We start from the raw sequence: 25,545 nt of genomic DNA, 5'->3' as shown, positions 1-25,545 counted from the left end.
GCGGCAATTTTGTACCATAAATAAAGATAGAATGAACAAAATTGCAGGGCTGTTTATTGCCATTTCCTCATTCATGGCAGGGCAGCAGCAGATGTCACTTTTGGACTGTGAAGAGGCTTTTCAGAAAAACAATCTTCAGCTTCTCGCAGAACAATACAACATCAACATGGCCGATGCAGATATCCTGCAGGCTAAGATATGGGAACTTCCACAGCTGAGCGGACAGATCAATGCCTATAATCCTGAAGGTAAGAAAGCCTTTGATATAGGGCATGCCAAAGGAGCAGAGATCACCCAGCTGATTTACATGGGCGGAAAAAAGAAAAACGAAATTGCTTTTGCAAAATCAAACAAAGAACTGGCACAGCTTCAGTTTTCGCAGCTGCTGGTAGATCTCAGAACCCAGCTTCATGCAGCATATTTCAATCTGTACTACGAAAAACTGAAACTGGATAATACCAATAAGCAGTTGGGGTACATGAATGACCTTTTAAGTGCTTACCGTGCGCAATCTGCCAAAGGAAACGTTTCCCTTAAAGATGAAGTAAGACTGCAAAGTCTCGTGATTCAGCTTAACAATGATAAACTGGGCATCAATAAAAACATCCTTGAATTTGAGCAGAGTTTAAAAGTCCTGACGGGAATCTCAGATGATATAGAACCCCAGCTTTCTGAGGTGGATGCCAAAGAAATTCTTGCGGCTCAACCTTTCGGAGATGAAGATGAATTAAAGAAGAAAGCCCTGGAAAATAATTCCGATTACCAGTATTTCTTAAAATTAATAGACAACAGTAAATTATACGCACAATGGCAGAAATCTCTGAATGTTCCGGATCTTAACGTGGGAGCCGGATGGGACCAGAATGGTGGAACCTTTAAAAACGAGGTCAACCTGATGGTCGGTATTCCGTTACCCTTATGGAAATCCAATCAGGGAAATGTGGTAAAGGCCAATTTCGCCATTCAGCAGAACCAGAAAAATGCAGATTATCAGAAACTGAATCTGGAAACCAAAGTTCAGTCTGCTTATAAAACCTGGAAAAGCCAATATGATCAGCTTGTTGAGATCAAATCCACAGATCTGAGCAATATGGAACTGGTGTATGACGGAATGCTGAAAAATTTCAGAAAAGGAAACGTCAACCTTATAGAATTTACAGATTTCATGGACAGCTACAGACAAACGGCGCTCCAGATCTATGATATGAAGAATGAAATCATGCAGTCGGCAGAACAACTTAATCAACTCATACAAACGAAAATCTTCTATTAAGCAATGAAAAAATATATAATCCCTTTACTGATAGCCCTATCATTATTATCATGTACTAAAAAAGAGGAAGAAAAAGCACCACAGGCCAAGAAAGGGTTTGAACTGAGCAATACCATGCTTAATTCCATCGCTCTGGCCAAAGTGGAAGCGAAAAACATAGAAGACCAATATAGCTTTTACGGAAAGATATCTGCCGATAAAAACAGCTACATCGATGTGTATCCTTTAGTAGGCGGAAATGTCTTGAGTGTAAATGCAGAGCTTGGAGATTACGTCAGAAAGGGGCAGGTACTGGCTACCATCAGAAGTACAGAGCTGGCCGAAGTTCAGAAAGATGTGAGTGATGCGAAAACAGATCTTGTAGTTGCTCAAAACAACCTGCGTGTCGCCAAAGAAATGTATGAAGGAAAGCTGAATACGGAAAGAGAAGTTCTTGAAGCCCGAAGTGTCGTGCAGAAAGCCCAGGACCAGATGCAGAGAGCTACCGCCGTAAGTACGGTTTACAATGTGAAAAAGGGAAATATCTACAGCGTTCTTGCGCCTATCAGCGGATACATCGTTCAGAAGAACATCAATAAAGACATGCAGCTGAGAAGCGATAGAAGTGAAAATATTTTTGATGTTGCCAATACGACCAATGTTTGGGCCATTATGAACGTCAATGAAGCTGATATTGAAAAAATAAGCCTGGGAATGAAAGCGCAGGTTTCCACACTTTCCTATCCGGATAAAGTTTTTGACGGAAGAATTGATAAGATATTCAAAATCATTGATCCTGAAACTAATTCCATGCAGGCAAGAGTTGTACTGGATAACGCCAACGGCCTGCTGATCCCAGAAAGTAAAGCAACTATTAAAGTGTCAAGTTCAGAGAACAGTACAGCATTGACAGTTCCTTCAAAAGCCGTGATCTTCGATGACAACAGAAGTTTTGTGGTCGTTTTTAAATCCAGAACCGATATAAAAGTGAAAGAAATAAAAATATTAAAGCAGGTGGGAGATATTACCTATGTAGCCGGAGGCCTGTCTGAAGGAGAAGAAGTGATCACCAATAACCAGCTGCTGATCTACCGTTCTCTGAACAGTTAAATTTTTATTTTGAATGTAATTTGAAACATTAAGAATTATTGAAATGTTGAAGTAAGAAGTTAAGCTGAATTAAGAAAAACATCTGGAGATATTTTTAAGCATTCTGCTTACCAAAATTCGCTTGCGAATTGCTTAACTATTCTTCACCTCTTCATTTCCTTAACGGTTCAGAAAACATACTGAAAAAACAGGAAGAATCAACAATTTTTTCAACGGCTTTTTTAGGTCACCAATTTAATCTATCATGAATAAATTCATTAAAAATATAATTGCTTTCTCGTTAAAAAACAAAGCATTTACCTTTATCTGGGTAGCTATTTTGGCCATTGCGGGTTTTATAAGTTTCAAAAATATGCCCATTGAAGCTTTCCCCGATGTTACCAATACCCAGATTGTCATTATAACCCAATGGAATGGACGTAGCGCAGAAGAAGTGGAACGTTTTGTCACTACGCCCATCGAATTGGCCATGAGCCCGGTTCAGAAGAAAACGAGTGTGAGAAGTACCACAATGTTTGGTCTCTCTATCGTTAAAATTCTTTTCGACGATGGGGTGGATGATACTTTCGCCAGAAATCAGGTGAATAACCAATTAAGAACCGTAAGCCTTCCTGATGAGGTGGATCCGGAAGTTCAGCCACCCTACGGGCCTACCGGGGAGATTTTCAGATATACCCTGGAAAGTAAAACAAAAGACTCCAGAGAGTTGCTTACTCTGCAAAACTGGGTGATAGACCGTGCACTGAGAGGAGTTCCGGGTGTTGCAGATATCAATGTTTTCGGAGGTCAGGATAAAGTTTTCGAATTAAGTATTGATCCGAGAGCTTTGGATAAATACAATCTGACACCACTTCAGGTGTATGATGCCGTTACCAAAAGTAATTTAAATGTCGGAGGTGATGTGATCGAGAAAAACGGGCAGGCCTATGTGGTACGAGGAATAGGTCTTGTAAAATCAGTCGCGGACATTGGAAATATTACCATCCAGAATGACAGCGGGAACCCTGTACTGGTAAGATATGTGGCAGATGTTCACGAAAGCTCTATGCCGAGAGTAGGGCAGGCCGGTCTTAATAAACATGAAGACACGGTAGAAGGAATCGTGGTGATGAGAAAAGGAGAGAACCCGAGAGAAGTTCTGGTTGGAGTAAAAGCGAAAATCAAAGAACTTAATGAAAAGGTCCTTCCGAAAGATGTCAAAATGGTAACGTTCTACGACCGTGACAATCTGATGGACTTCACTACCCACACTGTGATGCACAACCTGATCGAGGGAATCATCCTGGTTACCGTGATCGTCCTGATCTTTATGGCCGACTGGAGAACGACTTTTATTGTTTCCATTATTATCCCACTGTCCCTGTTATTTGCATTTTTATGCTTAAAGCTGGCGGGAATGAGTGCGAACCTGCTTTCATTGGGAGCGGTAGACTTTGGGATCATTATTGACGGAGCCGTCGTCATGGTGGAAGGGCTCTTTGTGATGCTCGACCACAAAGCTCTCAAATACGGAACAGAAAAATTTAATAAACTCTCAAAGGGAGGCTGGATCAAACAGACAGGAACAGGTTTAGGAAAGGCGATCTTCTTTTCTAAATTAATTATCATCACCTCTCTGATTCCTATTTTCTCCTTCCAGAAAGTAGAAGGGAAAATGTTCTCGCCGCTTGCATTTACATTAGGATTTGCGCTGATAGGAGCACTGATATTCACGCTTACGCTGGTTCCGGTTCTTTCCCACATTTTATTAAATAAGAATGTAAAAGAAAAAAACAACCCGTTTGTGAATTTCTGGGACAGAATTGTTCTGAAAGGATTCAACTATACTTTTAAACATAAAAGAATGAGTTTAATTGTTGCCATATCCTTCATGGTGGTTACATTATTCTCAGGGAAATTCTTAGGAACTGAATTCCTGCCGCAGCTGAATGAAGGTTCACTCTGGATCACCGCAGAAATGCCGATGAGTTCATCATTAAAGGAATCTTTGAAAACGGCAGACCTTCTGAAAAAAGATATTATGAGCTTTTCCGAAGTCACCGATGTTTTGGCTCAGACAGGACGTAGTAATGACGGAACGGACCCGAACGGATTTGGATTTGTACAGTTTGCGGTTAACCTTAAGCCTAAAGATGAATGGAAGCGCAAGATCAGCTATGAAGAACTGATCGAAGAGATTGATAAAAAACTCAGAAGTTACCAGGGAATTACCTTTAATTATTCCCAGCCGATCTCAGATAACGTAGCAGAAGCCGTAGCCGGTTTCAAAGCGGAAAACGGGATCAAAATCTATGGAGACAATCTGGAAACTTTAGATAAACTGGCAGATCAGGTGTTGAAACAGATCAAAGATGTAGACGGAGTAAAAGATCCGGGAATCATTAAAAATATTGGACAACCGGAAGTAAGTGTGGTGCTGGACAGAGATAAAATGGCGGCTTACGGCGTGATGCCAGATGATGCACAGTCTGTACTGGAAATGGCTTTTGGTGGGAAAACCGCTTCAGAAATGTTTGACGGTGAAAGAAAATTCCCAATCCGTCTCCGCTACTCCCAGGAATACAGAAAAGATGAGAATGATATTGCTTCATTAATGGTCCCTACACAGGGCGGTGCAAAAATTCCGCTGAAAGAGATCAGTACCATTGTAAAAGATAACGGAGCCGCATTTATTTACAGAGATGATATTAAGCGATACATCGGAGTTAAATTCTCGATCCGTGACCGTGACTTAGGAAGTACGATTGCCGATGCACAGAAAAAAGTAGCAAATATTGATCTTCCGGATGGTTATTCCATCGGATGGACAGGTCAGTTTGAAAACCAGCAGAGAGCTTCACACAGACTGGCACAGGTGGTTCCAATCAGTATTCTGGGAATATTTTTCTTGTTGTTTATCCTGTTTGGAAATATGAAAGACTCGTTACTTGTATTGGCGAATGTGCCTTTCGCACTGATCGGGGGAATTATTGCCCTTCATCTGACCAGAATGAATTTCGGAATTTCCGCAGGGGTAGGAATGATTGCTTTGCTCGGAATCTGTATCCAGAATGGAGTCATCCTGATCACAGAGTTCCATCAGAATGTCAAGAACGGACTGACTTTAGATAATGCCATATTAAACGGGGTAAAATCAAGAACCCGCCCTGTTATCATGACTGCCCTGATGGCTTCGATAGGATTGATGCCGGCTGCATTATCCACAGGCATCGGTTCGGAATCCCAAAAACCCTTAGCTATTGTCATTATCGGAGGACTGATTACAGCAACCGTATTAACCCTGTTGATCTTCCCGATTATCTTCTGGATCTTCAACAGGACGAAGAAGTCCCAACAGATTTAATATTTCTTCTATCTATATTAAGTGAAGCGCGGAAAACATAGTTTTCCGCGCTTCTTGGTATCGAAATAATTATTATGAGTCTTTTAAAATCCTAATCCTACGGCAAAAGCTTTTACTGTATTAGGGTAATCAGAAACGGCTGTAGCAGCTCCCGATGTCGTATTGACGGTATATAATTTTGTTGAGGTTCCCACCGTAGCCATCAGATAGGCTTTCTGGCTTACACTGCCGATATCAAAACCGTTAGCATTCGTAATATTGATGCCTAAAGAACCGGTTTCTACCAGAGTTCCGTTATTGGGAGGCGTTTGTTGGTATAATTTATCTGTATTATGATCGATCACGAATAGAGTAGTAGACGTAGCTCCTGCAAAATTATTGGTATAAGCGGCAGCTCCGATCATTGCCGTAACTGGAGTGATGGCTGTGTCTACTGCTGTGATCCCTCCGGTAACAGGATCCAAACGAAGATTTTGTCCGGTATTGCTTACTACGCGTATTTTATCAACCATTGGATTGAAATCAAATCCGAAATCCGTTCCTGCCAGTAAAGTGGCGAAAGGAGAGCTCCCTACAGCCGTAGCAGCCCCGGTTCCTAAATTAATCGTATAAATTCTGCTTGAACTTCCTAAAGCATACAATTGCCCGTTCAAAGGGCGGAAATCGATTCCTAAAATATTTTCTCCGGTCTGAAGTCCGGCCACTGTTTTTGAAACCGGCATCGGGCTGTTAGGGTTAAATATCTGCAGATTATTTGAATTGTCGATGGCATAAGCTACTGCTTCAGTAGGAATCGCAAGATCTATAACAGCTTGTGGAAATGATCCTATAAAAGTAGCTTTACCACTATTCAGATCCAGGACATGTAATTTTTCGTTTAAGGCAAGTAAAGACGTACTGTTATCAAATTTAATATCAAAAGCAGCCTGTCCCGAGAAGGTAGCCCCAAGACTTCCTACTTCTACCAAAGTTCCGTTATTCGGAGGATCCTGCTTAAATAACTTTCCGGCTACGGGATCAATATCGTAGAGGATAGTGGATGAAGCACCTGCTTTGCTGTTCGTGTAGGCTACTCCGTTAATACTTGGCGTTCCGGTACCGGAGATATTGGTATCCGTTGCTGCCACAGCTCCGGTTTCAGGGTGAAGTCTTAAATTTTGTCCTGTATTACTCACTAACCGGATTCTGTCTACCGTAGGATTGAAGTCGATAGAAGCTATCGTTCCGGAAACTGCAGGTGTGAAAGCCGTACTGCTTACGATTCTTGCAGAGGCGCTGGCTGTATTAATAATGTATAATTTGCTGGCATTAGAAAGAGCATATAATTCTCCGGTAGCCGGTCTGAAATCTATACTCATTAATTTTTCTCCTGCTGTAATTCCTGTAATGGCTGTTTTAGCAGCAAATGTTTTGGGATTATTGGCATTGAAAGAAACTAGTTCATTCATTCCTGTAAGTCCGTAAGCCATAAGATCTGGTCCGGTCACATTGCTGTCCGGCATCATCATCGGATCATCGGAGTTGTCGCACGAAAAAAAAGTCGTCACGGTCATCAGGACCAGAAAGAAGTGTAATACTGTTCTCATAATATTATTTTTAATGGTTTATAGTATGTACGAGAAAACATTAAAAGCGGTTTTTTTAGGGTAAATTTTGTTGATAAAAAAATATTTTTGGGTTCTATACTATTCAGAACGAATCAGATACTTTATCATTTGGAGTAAAAAGGGTAGAGATGATTTTTTTCAATCCGGAAATTTGTGTAAATTTGCAGTCTCAATACATTGAAATATAAGGTTTGTGCTTCTTTGATTTGAATATTAAAACTTTTTTAATGAAAAAGGTTTTGGTATTTAAAAAAATCATTATATTTGCACACCGAAAAATTGAAAAATAATAAAATAAATAATTTTAAATCATGGCAAAGGAAACGTTTAATCGTAACAAACCACACTTGAACATTGGTACTATTGGTCACGTTGACCATGGTAAAACTACTCTTACAGCTGCAATTTCTGCTGTATTAGCTAGCAAAGGTCTTGCTGAGAAAAAAGACTTCTCTGCAATTGACTCTGCTCCAGAAGAAAAAGAAAGAGGTATTACTATCAATACTGCTCACATCGAATACGAAACTGAAAAAAGACACTATGCTCACGTTGACTGTCCAGGTCACGCGGATTATGTAAAGAACATGGTAACTGGTGCTGCTCAAATGGACGGAGCTATCGTAGTATGTGCTGCAACTGACGGTCCTATGCCTCAGACTAGAGAACATATCCTACTTTGTCGTCAGGTAAACGTACCTAGAATCGTTGTTTTCATGAACAAAGTTGACATGGTAGATGATGCTGAGTTATTAGAGCTTGTTGAAATGGAACTTAGAGACTTATTGTCTACTTACGAATTCGACGGTGATAACTCTCCAGTAATTCAAGGTTCTGCACTAGGTGCTCTTACAGCAGCTACAGCAGCTACTCCTGATACTGAAGACAAGTGGTTCAAGAGCGTTGAAGAATTAATGGATGCTGTTGATACTTGGATCGAGCAACCACCAAGAGATACTGATAAGCCTTTCTTGATGCCAATCGAAGACGTATTCTCTATTACAGGTAGAGGTACTGTTGCAACTGGTAGAATCGAGGCTGGTATTATCAATACAGGTGATCCTGTTGATATCATCGGTATGGGTGAAGAAAAATTAACTTCTACTATTACAGGAGTTGAGATGTTCAGAAAAATCCTTGACAGAGGTGAAGCTGGAGATAACGTAGGTCTATTGTTGAGAGGTATTGAAAAAACTGACATCAAGAGAGGTATGGTAATCGCTAAGAAAGATTCTGTTAAGCCACACAAAAAATTCAAAGCTTCTGTTTATATCCTTTCTAAGGAAGAAGGTGGACGTCACACTCCATTCCACAACAAGTACCGTCCTCAGTTCTACGTAAGAACTACTGACGTTACAGGTGAGATCTTCTTACCAGAAGGTGTAGAAATGGTAATGCCTGGTGATAACTTAGAGATCACTGTAGAATTGTTACAGCCAATCGCTCTTAACGTAGGTCTTAGATTTGCGATCAGAGAAGGAGGTAGAACAGTTGGTTCAGGTCAGGTAACTGAAATCTTAGACTAATCATCTTAAAATAAATAAAGCTTCCGAAGGGAAACTCTCGGAAGCTTTTTATCTACGGGCATCGTCCAATGGTAGGATACCGGTCTCCAAAACCGTTGATCAGGGTTCGAATCCTTGTGCCCGTGCAAATATTAATTATGAGTTCATTTGTTGATTTTTTAAAAGGTTCTTATAACGAATTCAGACATAAAGTTGAATGGCCAAAGTGGGCTGATCTTCAGTCTTCCACTATTGTAGTAACTATAGCTACGGTGATTTTGGCATTGTTTACCTTTGGAGTTGATGAATTGTTTTCAAAAGCAATCAGCAACATAATTGGAATGCTAATTAACGTGTTCAACTAAAAAAGTATTTTCCCATAATGAGCGAATTGAAATGGTATGTGCTGAAAGCAATCAGCGGACAGGAAAATAAAGTGAAAAACTATATTGAGACAGAAATCAAACGTCTAGGGTTTGAGCAGTACGTTACTCAAGTGGTTATTCCTATGGAAAAGGTTATACAGATTAGAAACGGTAAAAAAGTTCCTAAAGAGAAGCCTTACTATCCTGGATACCTGATGATCGAAGCTGATCTGATGGGTGAAATTCCTCACGCGATTAAGAATATTCCGGGAGTAATATCTTTCCTTAGCTTAACGAAAGGAGGTGATCCTGTTCCCATGAGAAAGTCTGAAGTAAACAGAATGTTGGGAAGAATGGATGAGCTTTCAGAGTTTGCAAGCGATGTTGAGATCCCATACATTGTAGGTGAAAACGTTAAAGTAATTGACGGACCTTTCAATGGATTCAACGGAACTGTTGAGAAGATTCTTGAAGACAAGAAGAAAATCGAAGTATCTGTATTGATCTTCGGTAGAAAAACTCCAATGGAGTTGAGCTATATGCAGGTAGAAAAAGTATAATTCATACTTTCAAAATATAGGAAGACCGCTTTTCAGCGGTCTTTTTTTGTGCTTTAACTTTAAAATTGATCTCAATTTATTAAAGTGGTATACTTTAATAAATTTTCATTGTAAACTTCGTATAAAAGAGGGTTTGTTTTTATTTAATTTTCACTGATTTGTGATAAATTGATAGATTTTTATCGAGATAAAGATTTATTTTTTGATTTATTTTCATGTGGCATGCTTCTTGTAAAGTAGTATCAAGTTAATCCATAAAGTTTTATCCTTTTAAATGGTTATACCTGCGCATTGCAGAGTATGGTCAATTACTGTGTTTTTCAGGACACTAAAGAGATAAAATAATAAAAGATTAGTAAAAAAAAACAAACACATACACAAGTTCAATGACTAAAATTATTTCGATGGTGCTTTTTGCATGCACTGCACTCATGAACGCTCAGGTTGGCATAAACACTTCTAAACCTGAAAAAGATCTGACAGTAAACGGAACGATGAAGACTTCAGGAATGATCTTCAAAAAACCTTTAGAAAAGTTAGGAGCTGATGAAAATTATACTTTCGTGATCAAATCTCCCGCTCCGGAAAACAAAATTACGGCTTACAATGATACTTTTGTACCCAATTCTCCGGCACCCATCAATCTTATTCAGTTTAAAATCACCTGCGATCCTACAGATAAAGACTGGGTGAATCAGTTTGATACAAAGATCAATTCAAACAAATTTCTTGTGGTGATTTCTTCTTTCGGATTTACACAGGCGGTAAGAACCTATTCGGCAGACTGGCTGACACCGGTACCGCAGATTTTTGCTTATTCTTCCGGTGGAACATGGAAACTGAAAGCAGACTACCAGGGCTTTGCTCCGGACAGCTCTTTTCCTACCGGAGAGTGGACGTTGAATTTACTGGTTTTTGACAAAGCCTATGCAAAAGAACTTAATACTACACAGGATCTGGGTGCTTCCACCACAGGTGCAGCTGCAGCTCCATTACTTCAATAAAAAACATAACATAATGAAAAAATTGACCACATTCTTTCTTGTGGCGGGTACTTTTTTTGCCGCAAGAGCTCAGGTTGGAATTAATACTGCAAATCCTCAGGGAACTTTAGATGTAGCGGGAGAAACTCTGGTAGAGTCTTATCTTGTAGATACTGTAAACTCACCGGCAAGAGGAAATTATTTTCTTTTGACCCGTTCAAAGGACACTTCTCCTGTGGGAAAAATTAAGATGCTTGACATATCGCTGCGTAACGTAGCACCGGTTAATACCTATAATGTTATTCTGAAAAATGTAAGCCAGGACGAAGTTATTAATCTGAATACAGGTTTAGAAACCAGTAAATATGTTGTAGCGATCACCGGTGCTGTTTTTTCAAATGCTGTTTCAGCAGTGAATACATCCACAAATCCTAAGTCTTTCGGGGCTTATTCTACAGAAGTGACTCAGGTGACTAGTGGAGGAAAGACCTATCATGCCGTCAATTTAAGCTTTAAGGGGGCGGGCACGGTATCTTCTACAAACGGAACATGGACGCTTACCCTTAATGTCTTTGAAAAATCTCTGGTAAAAGAATGGGGAACATTCACAGGATCTGTTTCGGCTTCGGCTTCACCGGTGTATTCAGGAGTTTCAACTAACACGCCTTTAGGGCTTCAATAATGATGATCATGGAAAAAAGAATTTATATTGTAATGATAGTATTTCTGGGAATTATGATGAATGCCCAGTCCGGAAGAGTAGGAATTAAAACCACCGATCCAAAAGAAACATTGGACGTCAACGGTCAAACCTATACAAACACTTTGTATCTTAGAAGTCCGGGAGAACCTACAATGACCGGAGGGAGCTTTCTGGCTACTTCTGAAAATTCACTTCAGCTTTATGATCCAACTTTGGAGAGCAGCGGGCTGTTTAATTATCTCAAACTTTCTCTTACCGGAATTTCGGGAGCAGGCATTACAGATTACGACACCAAGATTGATGCAGATAAATTTCTTGTCGTAGTTCACAATTACTCATTTAAAATGAATGACGGAACCACCAACGTAGCATTGGACTATGGTGATAACGGAACGAATGACAACAGACAGGGATCTCCGGACGTGACTGCATTTAAAAGTAAAGGGACATGGCATGTCAGAGCAAGGTTTACAGACAGTAAGCTTATTGCCCTCACTTCTGCCAATCCGGGAAGAACATATAATAATTTTACAGTAGATCTTTATCTGATGGCCTATAAAAGACTGATCACAAAGCAGAATATCACCGATATCAATACTGATCTCGGAGGAACAAACGGTTCTGCACGTACAGTGAACAAGCCTTCTGGATTTTAATCGAAGATCTTTTTACCTATATATTAAGCCACATCTGATGATGTGGCTTTTTTAGTGCCATAAATATATTGTAATGATGAGACAAAAAGTAAGGAGACTGATCATTACTGTGGAGAAAATTCAAAATAGGCAGGCTGTGTCTGAATTAATCCTTTATAAATTTTTTATGTATTATATTTTGAGCTTTATCTGTTGCTTTCAGCAGATAAATTCCTTTCGGCAGTGCTGAAACATCTGCTTGTTTTCCAGTCAGATTATTTTTTAACAGTCTTCCTTCTAAAGTGTAGATTTCTATATCAGACAGGTTTTCTGTGAAAAAGAGGGTATTCTTTACCGGGTTCGGATATATACTTAAATTACTTTTTCTCACCTCAGAAGTGGAAAGCATATTACATTCCGGATTGTAGGTGTCATTGGTAATGGTCCAGTTTTTAAAATTGATCAGACCGTTTCTTGCTGATAATGCCTGAGGAGTGGAGTAAACTAATCCGGAGGCGCCCAGGGACATTGCGTTGGGACTGGAAATGCTGTTGGCCCAGCCCTGTAATGTAGTATTGTAATTAGTACAGGATAAACCTGAGAAATCCAGCATAGCATTCATTTGGGTAACCGCATACAAATTCCAGGTTCCCAGGTCCTGATTGAAAGCTGTGGCATTTTTAAACATAGTCCGCATATCCTTTACTGCTGACGTATCCCAATTTCCTATAGGCTGATTGAAAATAGTGTTATCACTAAACATACCATACATATTGGTTACATTTGAGGTATCCCAGTTTCCTATAGGCTGATTAAAAACCAAGGCATGCGTAAACATATAGCTCATTTCGGCAACTATTGAAGTATTCCAGTTTCCTATAGGCTGATTGAATTTTTCAGACAAGCTGAACATATTCGCCATATTGGTCACCTTTACAGTATTCCAGCTTTCTATGGGTTGGTTAAAAAGTTTACTTTCACTGAATAGACCAGACATATCCGTAACATTTGAAGTATCCCAGTTTTCTATAGGCTGATCAAACTTATACGTTTTATGAAACATATAACGCATATTCGTCACTTTAGAGGTATCCCAGTTTGAAATGGGCTGGTTGAACATCAGTGCATCTGAAAACAGGTAACTCATATCTTTAACATTTGAAGTGTCCCAATTTCCAATAGGCTGATTGAATACTGCAGTGCCGAAAAACAGTCCGTTCATATTGGTGACTTTTGAAGTATTCCAGCTGGAAAGAGGTTGATTGAACGCAGATGCAGATGAAAAAGTAAATTGCATATTGGTAACATTTGAAGTATCCCAGTTTCCTACAGGCTGATTAAACTGCCCTGCCGCCATAAACATCAATGAAATATCCGTGACATTGGAAATATCCCAGCTGCTGATAGGTTGATTGAATAGTTTGGCAAAATAGAAACTTTGGTGCATTTTGGTCACATGAGAAACATCCCAGTTACTGAAAGAAGAATTTCCTACCAGTTTGTAGCATCCCGCAAAAATCCCTGACATATTGGTAAGGTAGCTTAAAAGAGGAATATCTGTGGCTGTAACATCCATTTCTTCACAATAAAAAAAAGCATTTTCCATGCTCGACCATTGAATATTTCCCCATTGGGCTACATCAATGATTTTGTAAATGTCACCACGAACGGCTGTAGAGGTAGTGTAAAAACAGATCCGGTGAAAGCTTCCATTTTCCGGACTTACCTTTAGAGTGTAGGTCGCATTATTGGCTACTGGATTATACGATGTCCCAAAATCAATTAAAAGAGGAACCCCCAATACGGTAGTTACATTATTCAATGTTCCGTTGTGGGCAGGATACCCTACTTCTTCCCAATAGATTTTATAGTTGGTTCCTACGCCTGGAAACAGAATTTGAGTAGACGTGCTGGGAGTAGACAGAGAACCTGTATTGCTTGGTTTCCATATGGTGGTAAACTCATTTTGCGCTTTGATGCTAAAACAAAACAGTAGAAAAATACTTAAAAGTATATATTTCAGTTTCATAGATTTCGTTTTTTGTAAATGTAGAAAAAAAATAATTATTTGTAATTCTTTCTAAAAATCAACACATTCCATTTGCTAATTCAAAAATATTTCATAATTTTGCAGTCCGAAAAGTAGATTTACTGTATGTGAGTCGGTAATCTGCTGAATAATAAATGCTTCCAAACTCATTAATTATTCAAACTAAAAAAATTAAAAATGGCTAAGAAAGTCTTTAAAATGGTAAAGCTTCAGGTGAAAGGTGGCGCAGCTAACCCTTCTCCACCAGTAGGTCCAGCATTGGGTTCTGCAGGTGTGAACATCATGGAGTTTTGTAAGCAATTTAACGGGAGAACCCAAGATAAGCCAGGGCAAGTTTTACCTGTAGTAATTACAGTATACGAAGACAAATCTTTTGAATTCGTTATTAAAACTCCACCTGCAGCGATCCAATTGATGGATGCAGCTAAGATCAAGGGAGGTTCCGGTGAACCAAACAGAAACAAAGTAGGTTCTGTGTCTTGGGATCAGGTGAAGAAAATCGCTGAGGATAAAATGACTGACCTTAACTGCTTTACAATCGATTCTGCAGTTTCTATGGTTGCAGGTACTGCTAGATCTATGGGATTAAGAGTAACAGGAACTAAACCAACTTTTAACGCTTAAAACTAATAGAAATGGCAAAATTGACTAAAAAGCAAAAGGAAGCTTTAAGCAAAGTAGAAAAAGGAAGAATCTATAGCCTTGAAGAAGGTTCTGCTCTTGTAAAAGAAGTAAACACTACGAAGTTTGATGCTTCTGTAGATATCGCTGTAAGATTGGGTGTAGATCCAAGAAAAGCAAACCAAATGGTAAGAGGTGTAGTATCTCTTCCTCACGGAACTGGTAAAGATGTTAAAGTTTTAGCACTTGTTACACCAGATAAAGAAGCTGAAGCTAAAGAAGCTGGAGCTGACTATGTAGGTCTTGACGAATATTTACAGAAAATAAAAGAAGGTTGGACAGACGTTGACGTTATCGTTACGATGCCAGCTGTTATGGGTAAATTAGGTCCATTAGGTAGAGTATTAGGTCCAAGAGGTTTAATGCCAAACCCTAAATCAGGAACTGTAACCATGGAAATTGGTAAAGCAGTAGCTGAAGTAAAAGCAGGTAAAATTGATTTCAAAGTAGACAAGTATGGTATTATCCATGCTGGTATTGGTAAAGTATCTTTCGATGCTGCTAAGATCAAAGAAAATGCTCAGGAATTAATTTCGACATTGATCAAAATGAAACCAACTGCTGCTAAAGGTACTTATGTGAAGAGTGTTTATCTTTCTTCTACAATGAGCCCGGGTATTGCAATTGATAGTAAATCTGTTAACTAATAATAATCCTTAAGACAATGACAAAAGACCAAAAAGTTGTAGCAATACAAGAGATCAAAGATTTGCTTCAGGATGCGAAAGTAGTTTACGTAGCAGATCTAGACGGTTTGAACGCTGCTAAATCTTCTGACTTCAGAAGACAGGCTTTCAAGCAGAATATCAAAGTGAAAGTGGTGAAAAATACACTTTTACAAAAAGCAATGGAGCAAATTGACGGAGTAGATTTCTCTGAAATGTTTGAAACTTTCAAAGGTAACTCTGCTTTGATGATTGCTGAAACAGCTAATGCTCCTGCAAAATTAATCAAAGACTTTAGAAAAAAAGAAGAGAAGCCGGCTTTAAAGTCTGCTTTCGTTCAGGAAACTTTCTATGTTGGTGACAACAACCTTGATGCGCTAGTAAGCATTAAGTCTAGAGAAGAAATGATCGGTGAAATCATCGGATTACTTCAGTCTCCAATTCAAAGAGTTGTTTCTGCTCTTCAAAACAAATCTGAAACAGTAGAAACTGCAACTGAAGAAGCTGCTGCACCTGCTGTAGAAGAAACTCCTGCTGCTGAAGCTACAGAGGCTCCTGCTGCAGAAAGCACTGACGAAACGCCAGCTGCTGAATAATTACTCTCAAAAAATTAAATAAATAATCAACAAAAACATTACAACAATGTCAGATTTAAAAAATTTAGCTGAAACGCTAGTAAACCTAACTGTAAAAGACGTAAACGAATTAGCTACTATCCTTAAGGATGAGTACGGAATTGAGCCAGCTGCTGCTGCTGTAGTAGTTGCTGCAGGTGGTGCAGGTGAAGCTGCTGAAGAAAAGACTGAATTCGACGTAATTCTTAAGTCTGCAGGTGCTTCTAAATTGGCTATCGTTAAATTAGTAAAAGATTTAACTGGTGCTGGTCTTAAAGAAGCTAAAGATATCGTAGACGGAGCTCCTGCTGCTATCAAGCAAGGAATCTCTAAAGACGAAGCTGAAGCTCTTAAGAAGCAATTAGAAGAAGCTGGTGCTGAAGTAGAATTGAAATAATTCAATTTACTATAAAATAGGAAGCCCGGACAGTAATGTCCGGGCTTTTTTTATTTTTATGATATTTCAAAACCGTAAATATTTCCCAACGGTATTTGAATATGTTTACCGTGTGTTGTGGTATATTTGAATATGATTATTGATTTTATTAAAATTAACATAATTAAATATTTATTATTCATAGAATTGTATATTTTATATTAAAATTTAATATTAAAATATTGTTTTGATTGAAAAATTACTATATTTGTACCGAAAAAAACACACACCATTTGAAAAGAAGTTACTTTATCTTCTATGGCTCTGCTGTAGCATATTGTATCAGTATGCTGGCTGCAATGCAGATAGGAAGTCTAAGCACCATATCTTCAACAGTACAACAATCTACTGTTTCCTTATGCTATTCTCATAAACCAGATTCTTTTGAAAACCATACAGATAGCTCAGGAAAAGATAAAGTGGTAAGCCCTGCTATTGAACCATGTATTCCTGCTGTCAGCAACATTTCCCCGGAAATGAGTACTGATAGAGAACAGCAGAAGAATAAGATGAGTTTCAGAAACGCATATCATGGGAAAACCGGGAGTACGGAATCTATCCGTCCTGCTTTGGTTTCCAATGATTCTTTAAAGAAAATCCTTTCTTTTATGACATCCGATAAACTGTGCACAAGTCATCATTCAGATCTTGCATCTGATGATATGAAAGTTGGACAATACGGAACATCAGTCAGCTATTCCGTCGAAGATTCTAAAAGTCTGGGAGGTTTTGATTCTATTATTGAATTTCCTGATAAATTATCTTAACCCAACCGCAGGCAGACACTACCATCCATATACTTTAACGAAAAATAAGCATTTTCCACTCCGGACCAGGGTGTAAAAAGATAAGGTATGCCTCCTCTGAAAAATAAAACACACAAAAAAAGACAAATATCACTAAAAATGAAAAACAGATTATTAACGCTCGCGGCTTTGTCCTTGTATATTGGGGTAAACGCACAAGTAGGAATTAATACCAATCAAGGCCAGGCAACCCTGGATGTGGTTGGATCTCCTTCAGTCACCACAAAAATGGATGGGATTATTGCTCCAAGACTGACTGAGACTGAGCTGAACAAAAAAACATATGGCACTCCTCAGATAGGAGCATTGGTCTATGTGACATTGGCAGACATTGCACCGGCTGGACAGACGGTCAATATTACCACTCCGGGATATTATTATTTTGACGGAACACAATGGCAAAAACAGACCGGCACAGAATGGCAGGTGAAAGGAAATGCCAGTGGTGAAATTTCTACATCAGCAGAGGTGTTGGGAGCTGCACCGGCGTCCGCCAATTATCTGGGAACTAAAGGAACTGCTGACCTTGTCATGATCACGGCCAATAAAGTTCATGCGGTTCTGGATGCTGCAGGAGGTTTGTCAGGAGGAGGGGAAAATGGTTCCAGCCTTTCATGGGGAAGCACGAATGTAATCAATGCTACTTCCAATAATATAGCGCTTGGAAGAGGAAATACAGCAACTGCTTCAGCGGCCAATTTTCCCGGAGTTGCTATCGGATCAGCCAATATAGTGAGCAGTGGGGGGAAGGCTTTTGGTGCCGGAAATACAGCGGTATCTGCCAATAACTTCGCTTTCGGAGGATTTAATAAAACAGGAAACTCTGTAGCAGTTGCCGTAGGATATTCCAATGATGCTTCAGGAGGTGGTTTTGCTTTTGGAGCCAATAACACGGTCACACTGAATAATTTCGCTTTTGGCAGCAACAATACGGTGGCCGGAACAGGTTCTATCGCAATAGGAATCGGGGGAACCTCCCAAGGGAGCCAATCTACCTATGCCAACACGACACAGGTGTTTTCCGGACAGGGAGCTGTAGGGACAGTGCTTACCGATGTAGGGATCAATATGAATCCCAATTCCACCAACTACGCAGATCTTGAAGTAAGCAAGGCGGTTCAGATTAAATCCACGGCTGCAAGACCTACCTGTGATGCCGGTAATGCGGGATCCATCATTTATGAGGTGACCACTGTGCTGGGTGTGACATCGGGTAATTTCGTGGGCTGCAGACAAACCAATAACACTACTTACGGGTGGCAGAATTTATAATAAGAAACACAAATCTTTAACATAAAATAAAAACAAAACAATGGCAAAAAAATTATTCGATAGATTGGCGGCACTACTCATGGTATTCATGATGTCTGCAGCGATATCTGCTCAAAAAGGGTACGAACCTATCCGTGGGATGGGGGTAGAGGCAAAGCCTGTTAACAATTCAGGAATCTGTCTGGCATGCTATAGTGGAAGTATGAATCCGGTAGTGGATGCAAACCTTGACAACAGTGTAAGCATGGGGAATTTCGCTTCCCTTTTAAGTGGAAACGGTATTTCTGTAAAGAATACAAACATGACTTATCCGGCCGGATATGTCACCGGATTTAATGTGGATCTTGGGACAAGTTTCATTACGGTAGATTTATTAAGTTCACTAAGAATCAGTACCTACAAAAATGGAGTGCTGCAGGAAACGACTACCAGCAGTACTTTATTATCTGTTCCTGCATTCGGTGGAAGCAAGAACAGAATTTTTCTTCATTTAAAAACAACAAAGGAGTTTAATGAAGTAAGATTATATCAAACGAATGCACTGTCTGTATTCAGTTCAATGAATGTGTATTATGCATTTGCATTCGATCCTGCCAAAGTACCTGTTGACCAGAATGGTATCTGTGACGACATCATAGCGGGAAGTGGGGTAGATGGTAATGTATCCGGAAGCAGCAGTTTCCTGGCTCCGCTTTCATTTATTCAGAATAAAGAGAGAATAGGAGATGGAGATAAAAACTCTTATGGATCTGTTGTATTGCCTGTAGGGCTTCTTGGGTCTTATTCAGTAGGGGTATTAGATAAAAATCAAGTCTATCCTGCCGGAAACAAAACCGGTTTTGTAATTTCTCCTGACGATGAAGGAAAATTGTTAAGTGCGGAATTCCTTAAAAATATTACGGTAGAAACTTATTTATACGGACAGCTTCAGGACTCCAAAACACTATTTGATGGGGGTGGACTGATTAATATCAAAGTTTTAGGCTTCGGTTCAGGAAAACAAAAGGTAACCCTTACTTCTACCAAACCATTCAACGAAGTACGTTTAAAAATTACTCAGACTGTAGGGGTTAATTTAGGATCTTTAAAAGTGTACTATGCATTTGAAGAGCCTGCATCTTGCGAGTGTAATGATAAAATTCAGACCAGTGGTTCTGCTATTCCCGGTAATATTGTAACCGGATCTAACTGGACTTCAGGTCCCGGGTTTCTAGGTCTTATTTTGGCTAAAATGACCAACGCGTCTGCTATTGTAGATACTAATACTTCCAATTATGCAACGGCAACACTTCCTGCGGCTTCATTTCTGAGTATCTTCTCAGCTTATGCTACAGTGAGTAGCAATACTTTACTTCCTGCCAATACCTATGCAGGATTTACCTTGGAAAAAGCGGCTAACCTTATCGGGGTGAGCGTTCTTGAAAATATTACTGTAACACTTTACAATAATAACACACAGACGGATACTTTCACGAGTACGGGAAGTTTGATCAGTGGAAATTTTTTCACTACGGATTCCAATAAATTTTATGTAGGCGGAAAGTCTACAAAGCCTTTCAACCGTATTAAAGTGACCTTCTACAGTGGTACCGGCGTACGTATTCCTCAAAACTATAACATCTACAACGCGTTTGCAAGCAGAGATGATGATAATGATGGGGTACCTAACTGCTTTGACCAGTGTCCGAACGGTAATGACAGCATTGACTTAAACGGAAACGGTATTCCTGACTGTGCAGAAGGATGTACGGCTGTAAACGATAAATCGCCTACACTGGATACAGATGGAGATGGTATTGTGGATGCTTGTGATCTAGATTCTGATAATGACGGAATTCCTGATGCTTTAGAAGATCTTGATAAAAACGGTAAGTTTGAAGATGATGATACGGAAGGAGTATTCGGACCGGTTCAGGTATTGGGAGACGGAATTTCCAGCTACCTTGATTTAGATTCTGATAATGACGGTGTCTTAGATTTATTTGAATCCGGTATTCCAACATCAGTTGTTAACCAGATCGATACAGATCGTAACGGTATTATTGATAAAGGTGTTGCAGTAGGAACTAACGGTATTGCGGATATCCTGGAAACTTCTCCGGATTCAGGAATACTGAAATATCCTCTGAAAAATACAGATAATGATGATAAACCGGATTTCATTGATTTGAATTCAAACGGAATTGATTTTGACCTGTATGCGATTGGTAAAGGAGATCTGGATGATTTCGGAGCAGGATTTATTTCCAGAATTGTGGATCTTGACAAAGATGGTATTCAGGCGGTTGTAGATACAGACCTTGTGAAGAGGGGAGCACCGGATTCTCCGCTTTCACCATATGCTACTCTGTTGAAAAATGCAATGAAGACCAATGCAAAAGGAATTACAGATCCTGATGTTACAGAAAAGGCTAACGATATCAAGGTATATCCAAACCCTGTAAAATCAGGTGAAAACCTTAATATAAGATCTGAAGAAGCAGGAGTTTATACCCTATTCTCTGCTCAAGGACAGTTGATAAGATCGGATAAATTCTCTGGTAATGCTGAGATCAATACGGCTTCACTTCCGGCAGGAATCTATATGGTGAAAATAGAAACCAAGTCAACAGTGAAATCTTATAAGATCATTGTGAAGTAATTTTTCATAATCTATACATGAAAGGCCGTCCCTAAGGATGGCCTTTCTTATTGAAATACTTTTAACGTTCTCAAAATGAAGTGGTTTTATTTGTCTATGTGGATAAATTTTTGTAATTTTGTCCCTCTTTTGGCGCGAATCATTGTACGAAAATCTATAAAATATTGGAAATCAGCTCTTTCATGGAAAATAATGAAAGGGGTTTCTTGTATATAGATACTGCGGCTCATTCCGCCTCAAAAGTAATAAAAATATTTTGCATTACGCTGTGAAAAGATATACCAGCGTTGCAGTTAGAAGTTAGATCAAAGACTTTTTAGAATAAAGAACAAAGAATAAAGACCGATAATTGCGCCAAAATTTTCACACTTATTCTTTTCTCTTTCGTCTTTTCTCTTTTTGTCTTCTTCTGATATTTTTGAATGAATCAAAATATTTTTTAACCCTTTCTTAAAAGTTTTATGAGTAAAACAACAGCAACAACAAGGGGGAATCAGAGAATTAACTTCTCATCAGCTAAAGGGAAAATTATCACTCCTGACTTCCTGGACATCCAGTTAGAGTCTTTCAGAGATTTTTTCCAGCTTGATACCCTTCCAGAAGACAGAACAGACGAAGGTTTATACAGAACCTTCCAGGAAAACTTCCCAATTACCGATTCTAGAAATCAGTTTGTATTGGAATTCCTTGATTATCTGGTAGATTCTCCACGTTATTCAATTAACGAGTGTGTGGAAAGAGGATTGACGTATTCCGTTCCTCTTAAAGCAAGACTTAAATTGTATTGTACAGACCCTGAGCACGAGGATTTCCAGACTGTGGTTCAGGATGTGTATTTAGGCCCGGTTCCTTATATGACGCCTAGTGGATCTTTCATCATCAACGGTGCTGAGAGAGTTATTGTTACGCAGCTTCACCGTTCACCTGGTGTATTCTTCGGACAGACTTACCACGCAAACGGAACTAAACTGTACTATTCAAGAATTATCCCTTTCAAAGGATCTTGGATGGAATTTACGACAGATATCAACAGCGTAATGTATGCGTATATCGACCGTAAGAAAAAGTTACCATTAACTACCCTGTTAAGAGCGATTGGTTATGAATCTGATAAGGACATCCTTCAGATCTTCGACCTTGCTGAAGAAGTGAAAGTTTCTAAAGCTGCCCTTAAAAAAGTGGAAGGAAGAACATTGGCTGCGAGAGTATTGAACACTTGGTTCGAGGATTTCGTAGACGAAGATACAGGTGAAGTAGTTTCTATCGAAAGAAACGAGATCATCTTAGACAGAGAAACGATTCTTGAAAAAGAACATTTAGATCTTATTCTTGATGCTGGTGTGAAATCTATCCTGATTCACAAAGAAAACAGCAATGAATTCTCTATCATCCAGAATACATTACAGAAAGACCCTACGAACTCTGAAAAAGAAGCAGTAGAGTACATCTACCGTCAGTTAAGAAATGCAGATCCACCAGATGAGGAAACGGCAAGAGGAATCATTGAGAAATTATTCTTCTCTGAGCAGAGATATTCATTAGGGGAAGTAGGACGTTACAGACTAAACAAAAAGTTAGGTCTTAATATCCCTACAACTACTGAGGTTCTTACAAAAGAAGATATCATTGCTATCGTAAGACACTTGATCGAATTGGTTAACTCTAAAGCGGAGGTGGATGATATTGACCACTTATCTAACAGAAGAATCAAGACGGTTGGAGAGCAGCTAGCAGGACAGTTCGGTGTAGGTCTTTCAAGAATTGCAAGAACAATCAAGGAAAGAATGAACGTTAGAGATAACGAAATCTTTACTCCGCTTGACCTTGTAAATGCTAAGACATTAACATCAGTAATTAACTCGTTCTTCGGTACCAACCAGCTTTCTCAGTTCATGGACCAGACCAACCCGCTATCAGAGATCACGCACAAGCGTAGACTTTCTGCACTAGGGCCTGGTGGTTTATCAAGAGAAAGAGCAGGTTTCGAGGTTCGTGACGTTCACCATACCCACTACGGAAGAATTTGTCCGATTGAAACTCCGGAAGGACCAAACATCGGTTTGATTTCATCTTTAGGTATTTATGCTAAGATCAACAACCTTGGTTTCATCGAAACTCCATACAGAAAAGTAGAAAATAGTAAGATCGATCTATCTGCTGATCCTATTTATCTGAATGCAGAAGACGAAGAAGATAAAGTAATTGCTCAGGCAAACGTAGAATTAACGGATAGCGGTGAATTCTTAACAGACAGGATTATTGCAAGACTAGATGGTGACTACCCTGTAGTTGAGCCGTCTCAGGTTAACCTTATCGACGTTGCACCAAACCAGATCTCTGGTATTTCAGCTTCATTAATTCCATTCCTGGAGCATGATGATGCGAACCGTGCATTGATGGGATCTAACATGATGCGTCAGGCCGTTCCATTGTTGAAGCCACAAGCTCCAATCGTAGGTACAGGTCTGGAACAGCAGGTTGCTAAAGATTCAAGAATCTTGATCAATGCTGAAGGTACAGGTCTTGTAGAATATGTAGATGCTGATAAGATCACTATTAAATATGAAAGAAGCGACGACGAGGATTTAGTACAATTCGAGTCTGCTACTAAAACATACCACCTTACTAAGTTCAGAAAAACCAACCAGAGTACGACTATTACCCTAAGACCAAACGTAAGAGTAGGTGAAACGGTACAGAAAGGTCAGGTACTTTGCGACGGTTATGCTACTGAAAACGGAGAATTGGCTCTTGGTAGAAACTTAGTGGTAGCGTTCATGCCTTGGAAAGGATACAACTTTGAGGATGCGATCGTAATCAACGAAAAAGTGGTACGTGAAGACTGGTTTACTTCAATCCACGTAGATGAATATTCTCTTGAAGTTCGTGATACCAAACTAGGTATGGAAGAGCTTACAGCTGATATTCCAAACGTTTCTGAAGAAGCTACCAAAGATCTTGATGAGAACGGTATGATCAGAATCGGTGCTGAAGTGAAACCTGGAGATATTATGATCGGTAAGATCACTCCAAAAGGTGAATCTGACCCGACTCCTGAAGAAAAACTTCTTAGAGCGATTTTCGGTGACAAAGCCGGTGATGTGAAAGATGCTTCATTGAAAGCGGATTCATCACTAAGAGGAGTTGTGATCAACAAAAAATTGTTCTCTAGAAACATTAAAGATAAAAAGAAGAGAACTGAAGAAAAACTTAAACTTGAAGAGATTGAAAACACTTACAAGGCTAAGTTTGATGAGTTGAGAAATACTTTAATTGAAAAATTAAATACACTGGTAGGTGGTAAAACTTCTCAGGGAGTAACCAACGACCTTGATGAGGAAATCATCGGTAAAGGTGTGAAATTCACTCACAAATTATTGACTTCAGTTGAAGATTACGTTAACGTAAGCGGTGCAGACTGGACGGTAGATAACGATAAGAATGAATTGGTTAAACAATTAATTCACAATTATAAAATCAAGTTCAACGATATCCAGGGAGTTAAAAACCGTGAGAAATTTGCTATTTCAATCGGAGATGAGCTTCCGGCTGGTATCATGAAATTGGCTAAAGTATATATCGCTAAGAAACGTAAGTTGAACGTAGGGGATAAAATGGCAGGACGTCACGGTAACAAAGGTATCGTTTCAAGAATCGTTCGTGAAGAAGATATGCCATTCCTTGAAGACGGAACACCGGTAGATATCGTATTGAATCCACTTGGGGTACCTTCTCGTATGAACATCGGACAGATTTATGAAACAGTTCTTGGATGGGCTGGTCAGAAACTGGGAATGACGTTCGCTACACCAATCTTTGATGGAGCTACTCTTGATCAGATTACTGAATACACAGAGAAAGCAGGTCTTCCTAAATTCGGTAACACTCACCTTTATGATGGGGGTACTGGAGAAAGATTTACTCAGCCGGCTACCGTAGGTATTATCTACATGCTGAAACTGGGACACATGGTTGATGATAAAATGCACGCACGTTCTATCGGTCCTTACTCATTGATTACTCAGCAGCCGTTAGGAGGTAAAGCTCAGTTCGGAGGTCAGAGATTCGGAGAGATGGAGGTTTGGGCTCTTGAAGCATTTGGAGCATCTAACATCTTGAGAGAAATCTTGACAGTGAAGTCTGATGACGTGATTGGTAGAGCGAAAACTTATGAAGCTATTGCAAAAGGTGAATCTATGCCTGAACCAGGTATTCCGGAATCATTCAATGTATTACTTCACGAGTTACAAGGACTTGGACTTGATGTAAGACTTGAGGAATAATTTTAAATTTTGAATGTTGAATTTTGAATCAATTCAG

Annotated in this window: 19 protein-coding genes and 1 tRNA gene; 18 read left to right on the top strand and 2 right to left on the bottom strand. The window is 39.4% G+C overall.

Translation table 11 applies throughout. The annotated features are described in order from the left end of the window. Positions 1–31: 31 nt before the first annotated feature. The 3 genes from LC419_RS06345 to LC419_RS06335 all read left to right on the top strand — a co-directional run bounded on the left by LC419_RS06345 (position 32) and on the right by LC419_RS06335 (position 5,705). On the top strand, positions 32–1,273 hold the full coding sequence (locus LC419_RS06345; protein WP_223606557.1) for a TolC family protein: 1,242 nt from the start codon (positions 32–34) through the stop codon (positions 1,271–1,273). 3 nt (positions 1,274–1,276) lie between these two features. Further along, positions 1,277–2,362, top strand: coding sequence for an efflux RND transporter periplasmic adaptor subunit (locus LC419_RS06340; RefSeq protein WP_223606556.1), 1,086 nt, complete (start codon positions 1,277–1,279; stop codon positions 2,360–2,362). A 244-nt stretch (positions 2,363–2,606) separates the two neighbouring features. Beyond that, positions 2,607–5,705 (top strand): efflux RND transporter permease subunit, encoded by a 3,099-nt coding sequence (locus LC419_RS06335; protein WP_223606555.1) that lies wholly within the window; start codon positions 2,607–2,609, stop codon positions 5,703–5,705. An 83-nt stretch (positions 5,706–5,788) separates the two neighbouring features. Here LC419_RS06335 and LC419_RS06330 read toward each other — a convergent pair whose 3' ends face one another. After that, on the bottom strand, positions 5,789–7,291 hold the full coding sequence (locus tag LC419_RS06330; RefSeq protein ID WP_223606554.1) for a DUF4394 domain-containing protein: 1,503 nt from the start codon (positions 7,289–7,291) through the stop codon (positions 5,789–5,791). A 332-nt stretch (positions 7,292–7,623) separates the two neighbouring features. Between LC419_RS06330 and tuf the strand changes: the two genes are divergently transcribed. The 7 genes from tuf to LC419_RS06295 all read left to right on the top strand — a co-directional run bounded on the left by tuf (position 7,624) and on the right by LC419_RS06295 (position 12,081). Beyond that, the gene (gene tuf, locus LC419_RS06325; RefSeq protein WP_034723377.1) at positions 7,624–8,835 is read left to right on the top strand and encodes an elongation factor Tu; all 1,212 of its coding nucleotides are present in this window, start codon (positions 7,624–7,626) and stop codon (positions 8,833–8,835) included. Between the two features lie 54 nt (positions 8,836–8,889). Then, a tRNA-Trp gene (locus LC419_RS06320) sits at positions 8,890–8,960 on the top strand. A gap of 12 nt (positions 8,961–8,972) precedes the next feature. Then, positions 8,973–9,179 carry a preprotein translocase subunit SecE gene (gene secE / locus LC419_RS06315; RefSeq protein ID WP_034702507.1) on the top strand — a complete coding sequence of 69 codons (207 nt, stop codon included), beginning with the start codon at positions 8,973–8,975 and terminating at the stop codon, positions 9,177–9,179. A 17-nt stretch (positions 9,180–9,196) separates the two neighbouring features. Further along, complete coding sequence (nusG, locus tag LC419_RS06310; protein ID WP_034749670.1) at positions 9,197–9,739, top strand: transcription termination/antitermination protein NusG; 543 nt, start codon at positions 9,197–9,199, stop codon at positions 9,737–9,739. A 386-nt stretch (positions 9,740–10,125) separates the two neighbouring features. Then, entirely contained in the window at positions 10,126–10,743 is a 618-nt protein-coding gene (locus tag LC419_RS06305; RefSeq protein ID WP_223606553.1) for a hypothetical protein, read from the top strand. A gap of 13 nt (positions 10,744–10,756) precedes the next feature. Further along, positions 10,757–11,404: a hypothetical protein gene (locus LC419_RS06300; protein ID WP_223606552.1), complete on the top strand. Its 648-nt coding sequence runs from the start codon at positions 10,757–10,759 to the stop codon at positions 11,402–11,404. A gap of 8 nt (positions 11,405–11,412) precedes the next feature. After that, the gene (locus LC419_RS06295; protein WP_223606551.1) at positions 11,413–12,081 is read left to right on the top strand and encodes a hypothetical protein; all 669 of its coding nucleotides are present in this window, start codon (positions 11,413–11,415) and stop codon (positions 12,079–12,081) included. Between the two features lie 145 nt (positions 12,082–12,226). Here the strand turns inward: LC419_RS06295 and LC419_RS06290 are convergent, their stop codons facing one another. Next, the gene (locus LC419_RS06290; RefSeq protein ID WP_223606550.1) at positions 12,227–14,089 is read right to left on the bottom strand and encodes a BspA family leucine-rich repeat surface protein; all 1,863 of its coding nucleotides are present in this window, start codon (positions 14,087–14,089) and stop codon (positions 12,227–12,229) included. Positions 14,090–14,287: 198 nt separating this feature from the next. On the opposite strand from LC419_RS06290, the gene rplK reads away from it, so the two are divergent. The 8 genes from rplK (at position 14,288) to rpoB (ending at position 25,508) form a co-directional block, all read left to right on the top strand. Continuing rightward, positions 14,288–14,734: a 50S ribosomal protein L11 gene (gene rplK / locus LC419_RS06285; protein WP_034723381.1), complete on the top strand. Its 447-nt coding sequence runs from the start codon at positions 14,288–14,290 to the stop codon at positions 14,732–14,734. Positions 14,735–14,745: 11 nt separating this feature from the next. Then, positions 14,746–15,438: a 50S ribosomal protein L1 gene (gene rplA, locus LC419_RS06280; protein ID WP_034723382.1), complete on the top strand. Its 693-nt coding sequence runs from the start codon at positions 14,746–14,748 to the stop codon at positions 15,436–15,438. A 17-nt stretch (positions 15,439–15,455) separates the two neighbouring features. Further along, positions 15,456–16,052 carry a 50S ribosomal protein L10 gene (gene rplJ / locus LC419_RS06275; RefSeq protein ID WP_223606549.1) on the top strand — a complete coding sequence of 199 codons (597 nt, stop codon included), beginning with the start codon at positions 15,456–15,458 and terminating at the stop codon, positions 16,050–16,052. 46 nt (positions 16,053–16,098) lie between these two features. Then, the gene (gene rplL, locus LC419_RS06270) at positions 16,099–16,467 is read left to right on the top strand and encodes a 50S ribosomal protein L7/L12 (protein WP_034723387.1); all 369 of its coding nucleotides are present in this window, start codon (positions 16,099–16,101) and stop codon (positions 16,465–16,467) included. Positions 16,468–16,739: 272 nt separating this feature from the next. Further along, the gene (locus LC419_RS06265; RefSeq protein WP_223606548.1) at positions 16,740–17,273 is read left to right on the top strand and encodes a hypothetical protein; all 534 of its coding nucleotides are present in this window, start codon (positions 16,740–16,742) and stop codon (positions 17,271–17,273) included. Between the two features lie 138 nt (positions 17,274–17,411). Then, a complete protein-coding gene (locus LC419_RS06260) occupies positions 17,412–18,584 on the top strand; it encodes a hypothetical protein (RefSeq protein WP_223606547.1) in 1,173 nt (390 codons plus the stop codon). 40 nt (positions 18,585–18,624) lie between these two features. After that, entirely contained in the window at positions 18,625–21,225 is a 2,601-nt protein-coding gene (locus LC419_RS06255; protein ID WP_223606546.1) for a T9SS type A sorting domain-containing protein, read from the top strand. 461 nt (positions 21,226–21,686) lie between these two features. Further along, a complete protein-coding gene (gene rpoB / locus LC419_RS06250; protein WP_223606545.1) occupies positions 21,687–25,508 on the top strand; it encodes a DNA-directed RNA polymerase subunit beta in 3,822 nt (1,273 codons plus the stop codon). Positions 25,509–25,545: the final 37 nt, after the last annotated feature.

The sequence above is a fragment of the Chryseobacterium sp. OSA05B genome (assembly GCF_019970065.1).
GTDB lineage: Bacteria > Bacteroidota > Bacteroidia > Flavobacteriales > Weeksellaceae > Chryseobacterium.
The sequence above is the reverse complement of the archived record's forward strand: the minus strand, read 5'-3'. Positions and strand labels throughout refer to the sequence as shown.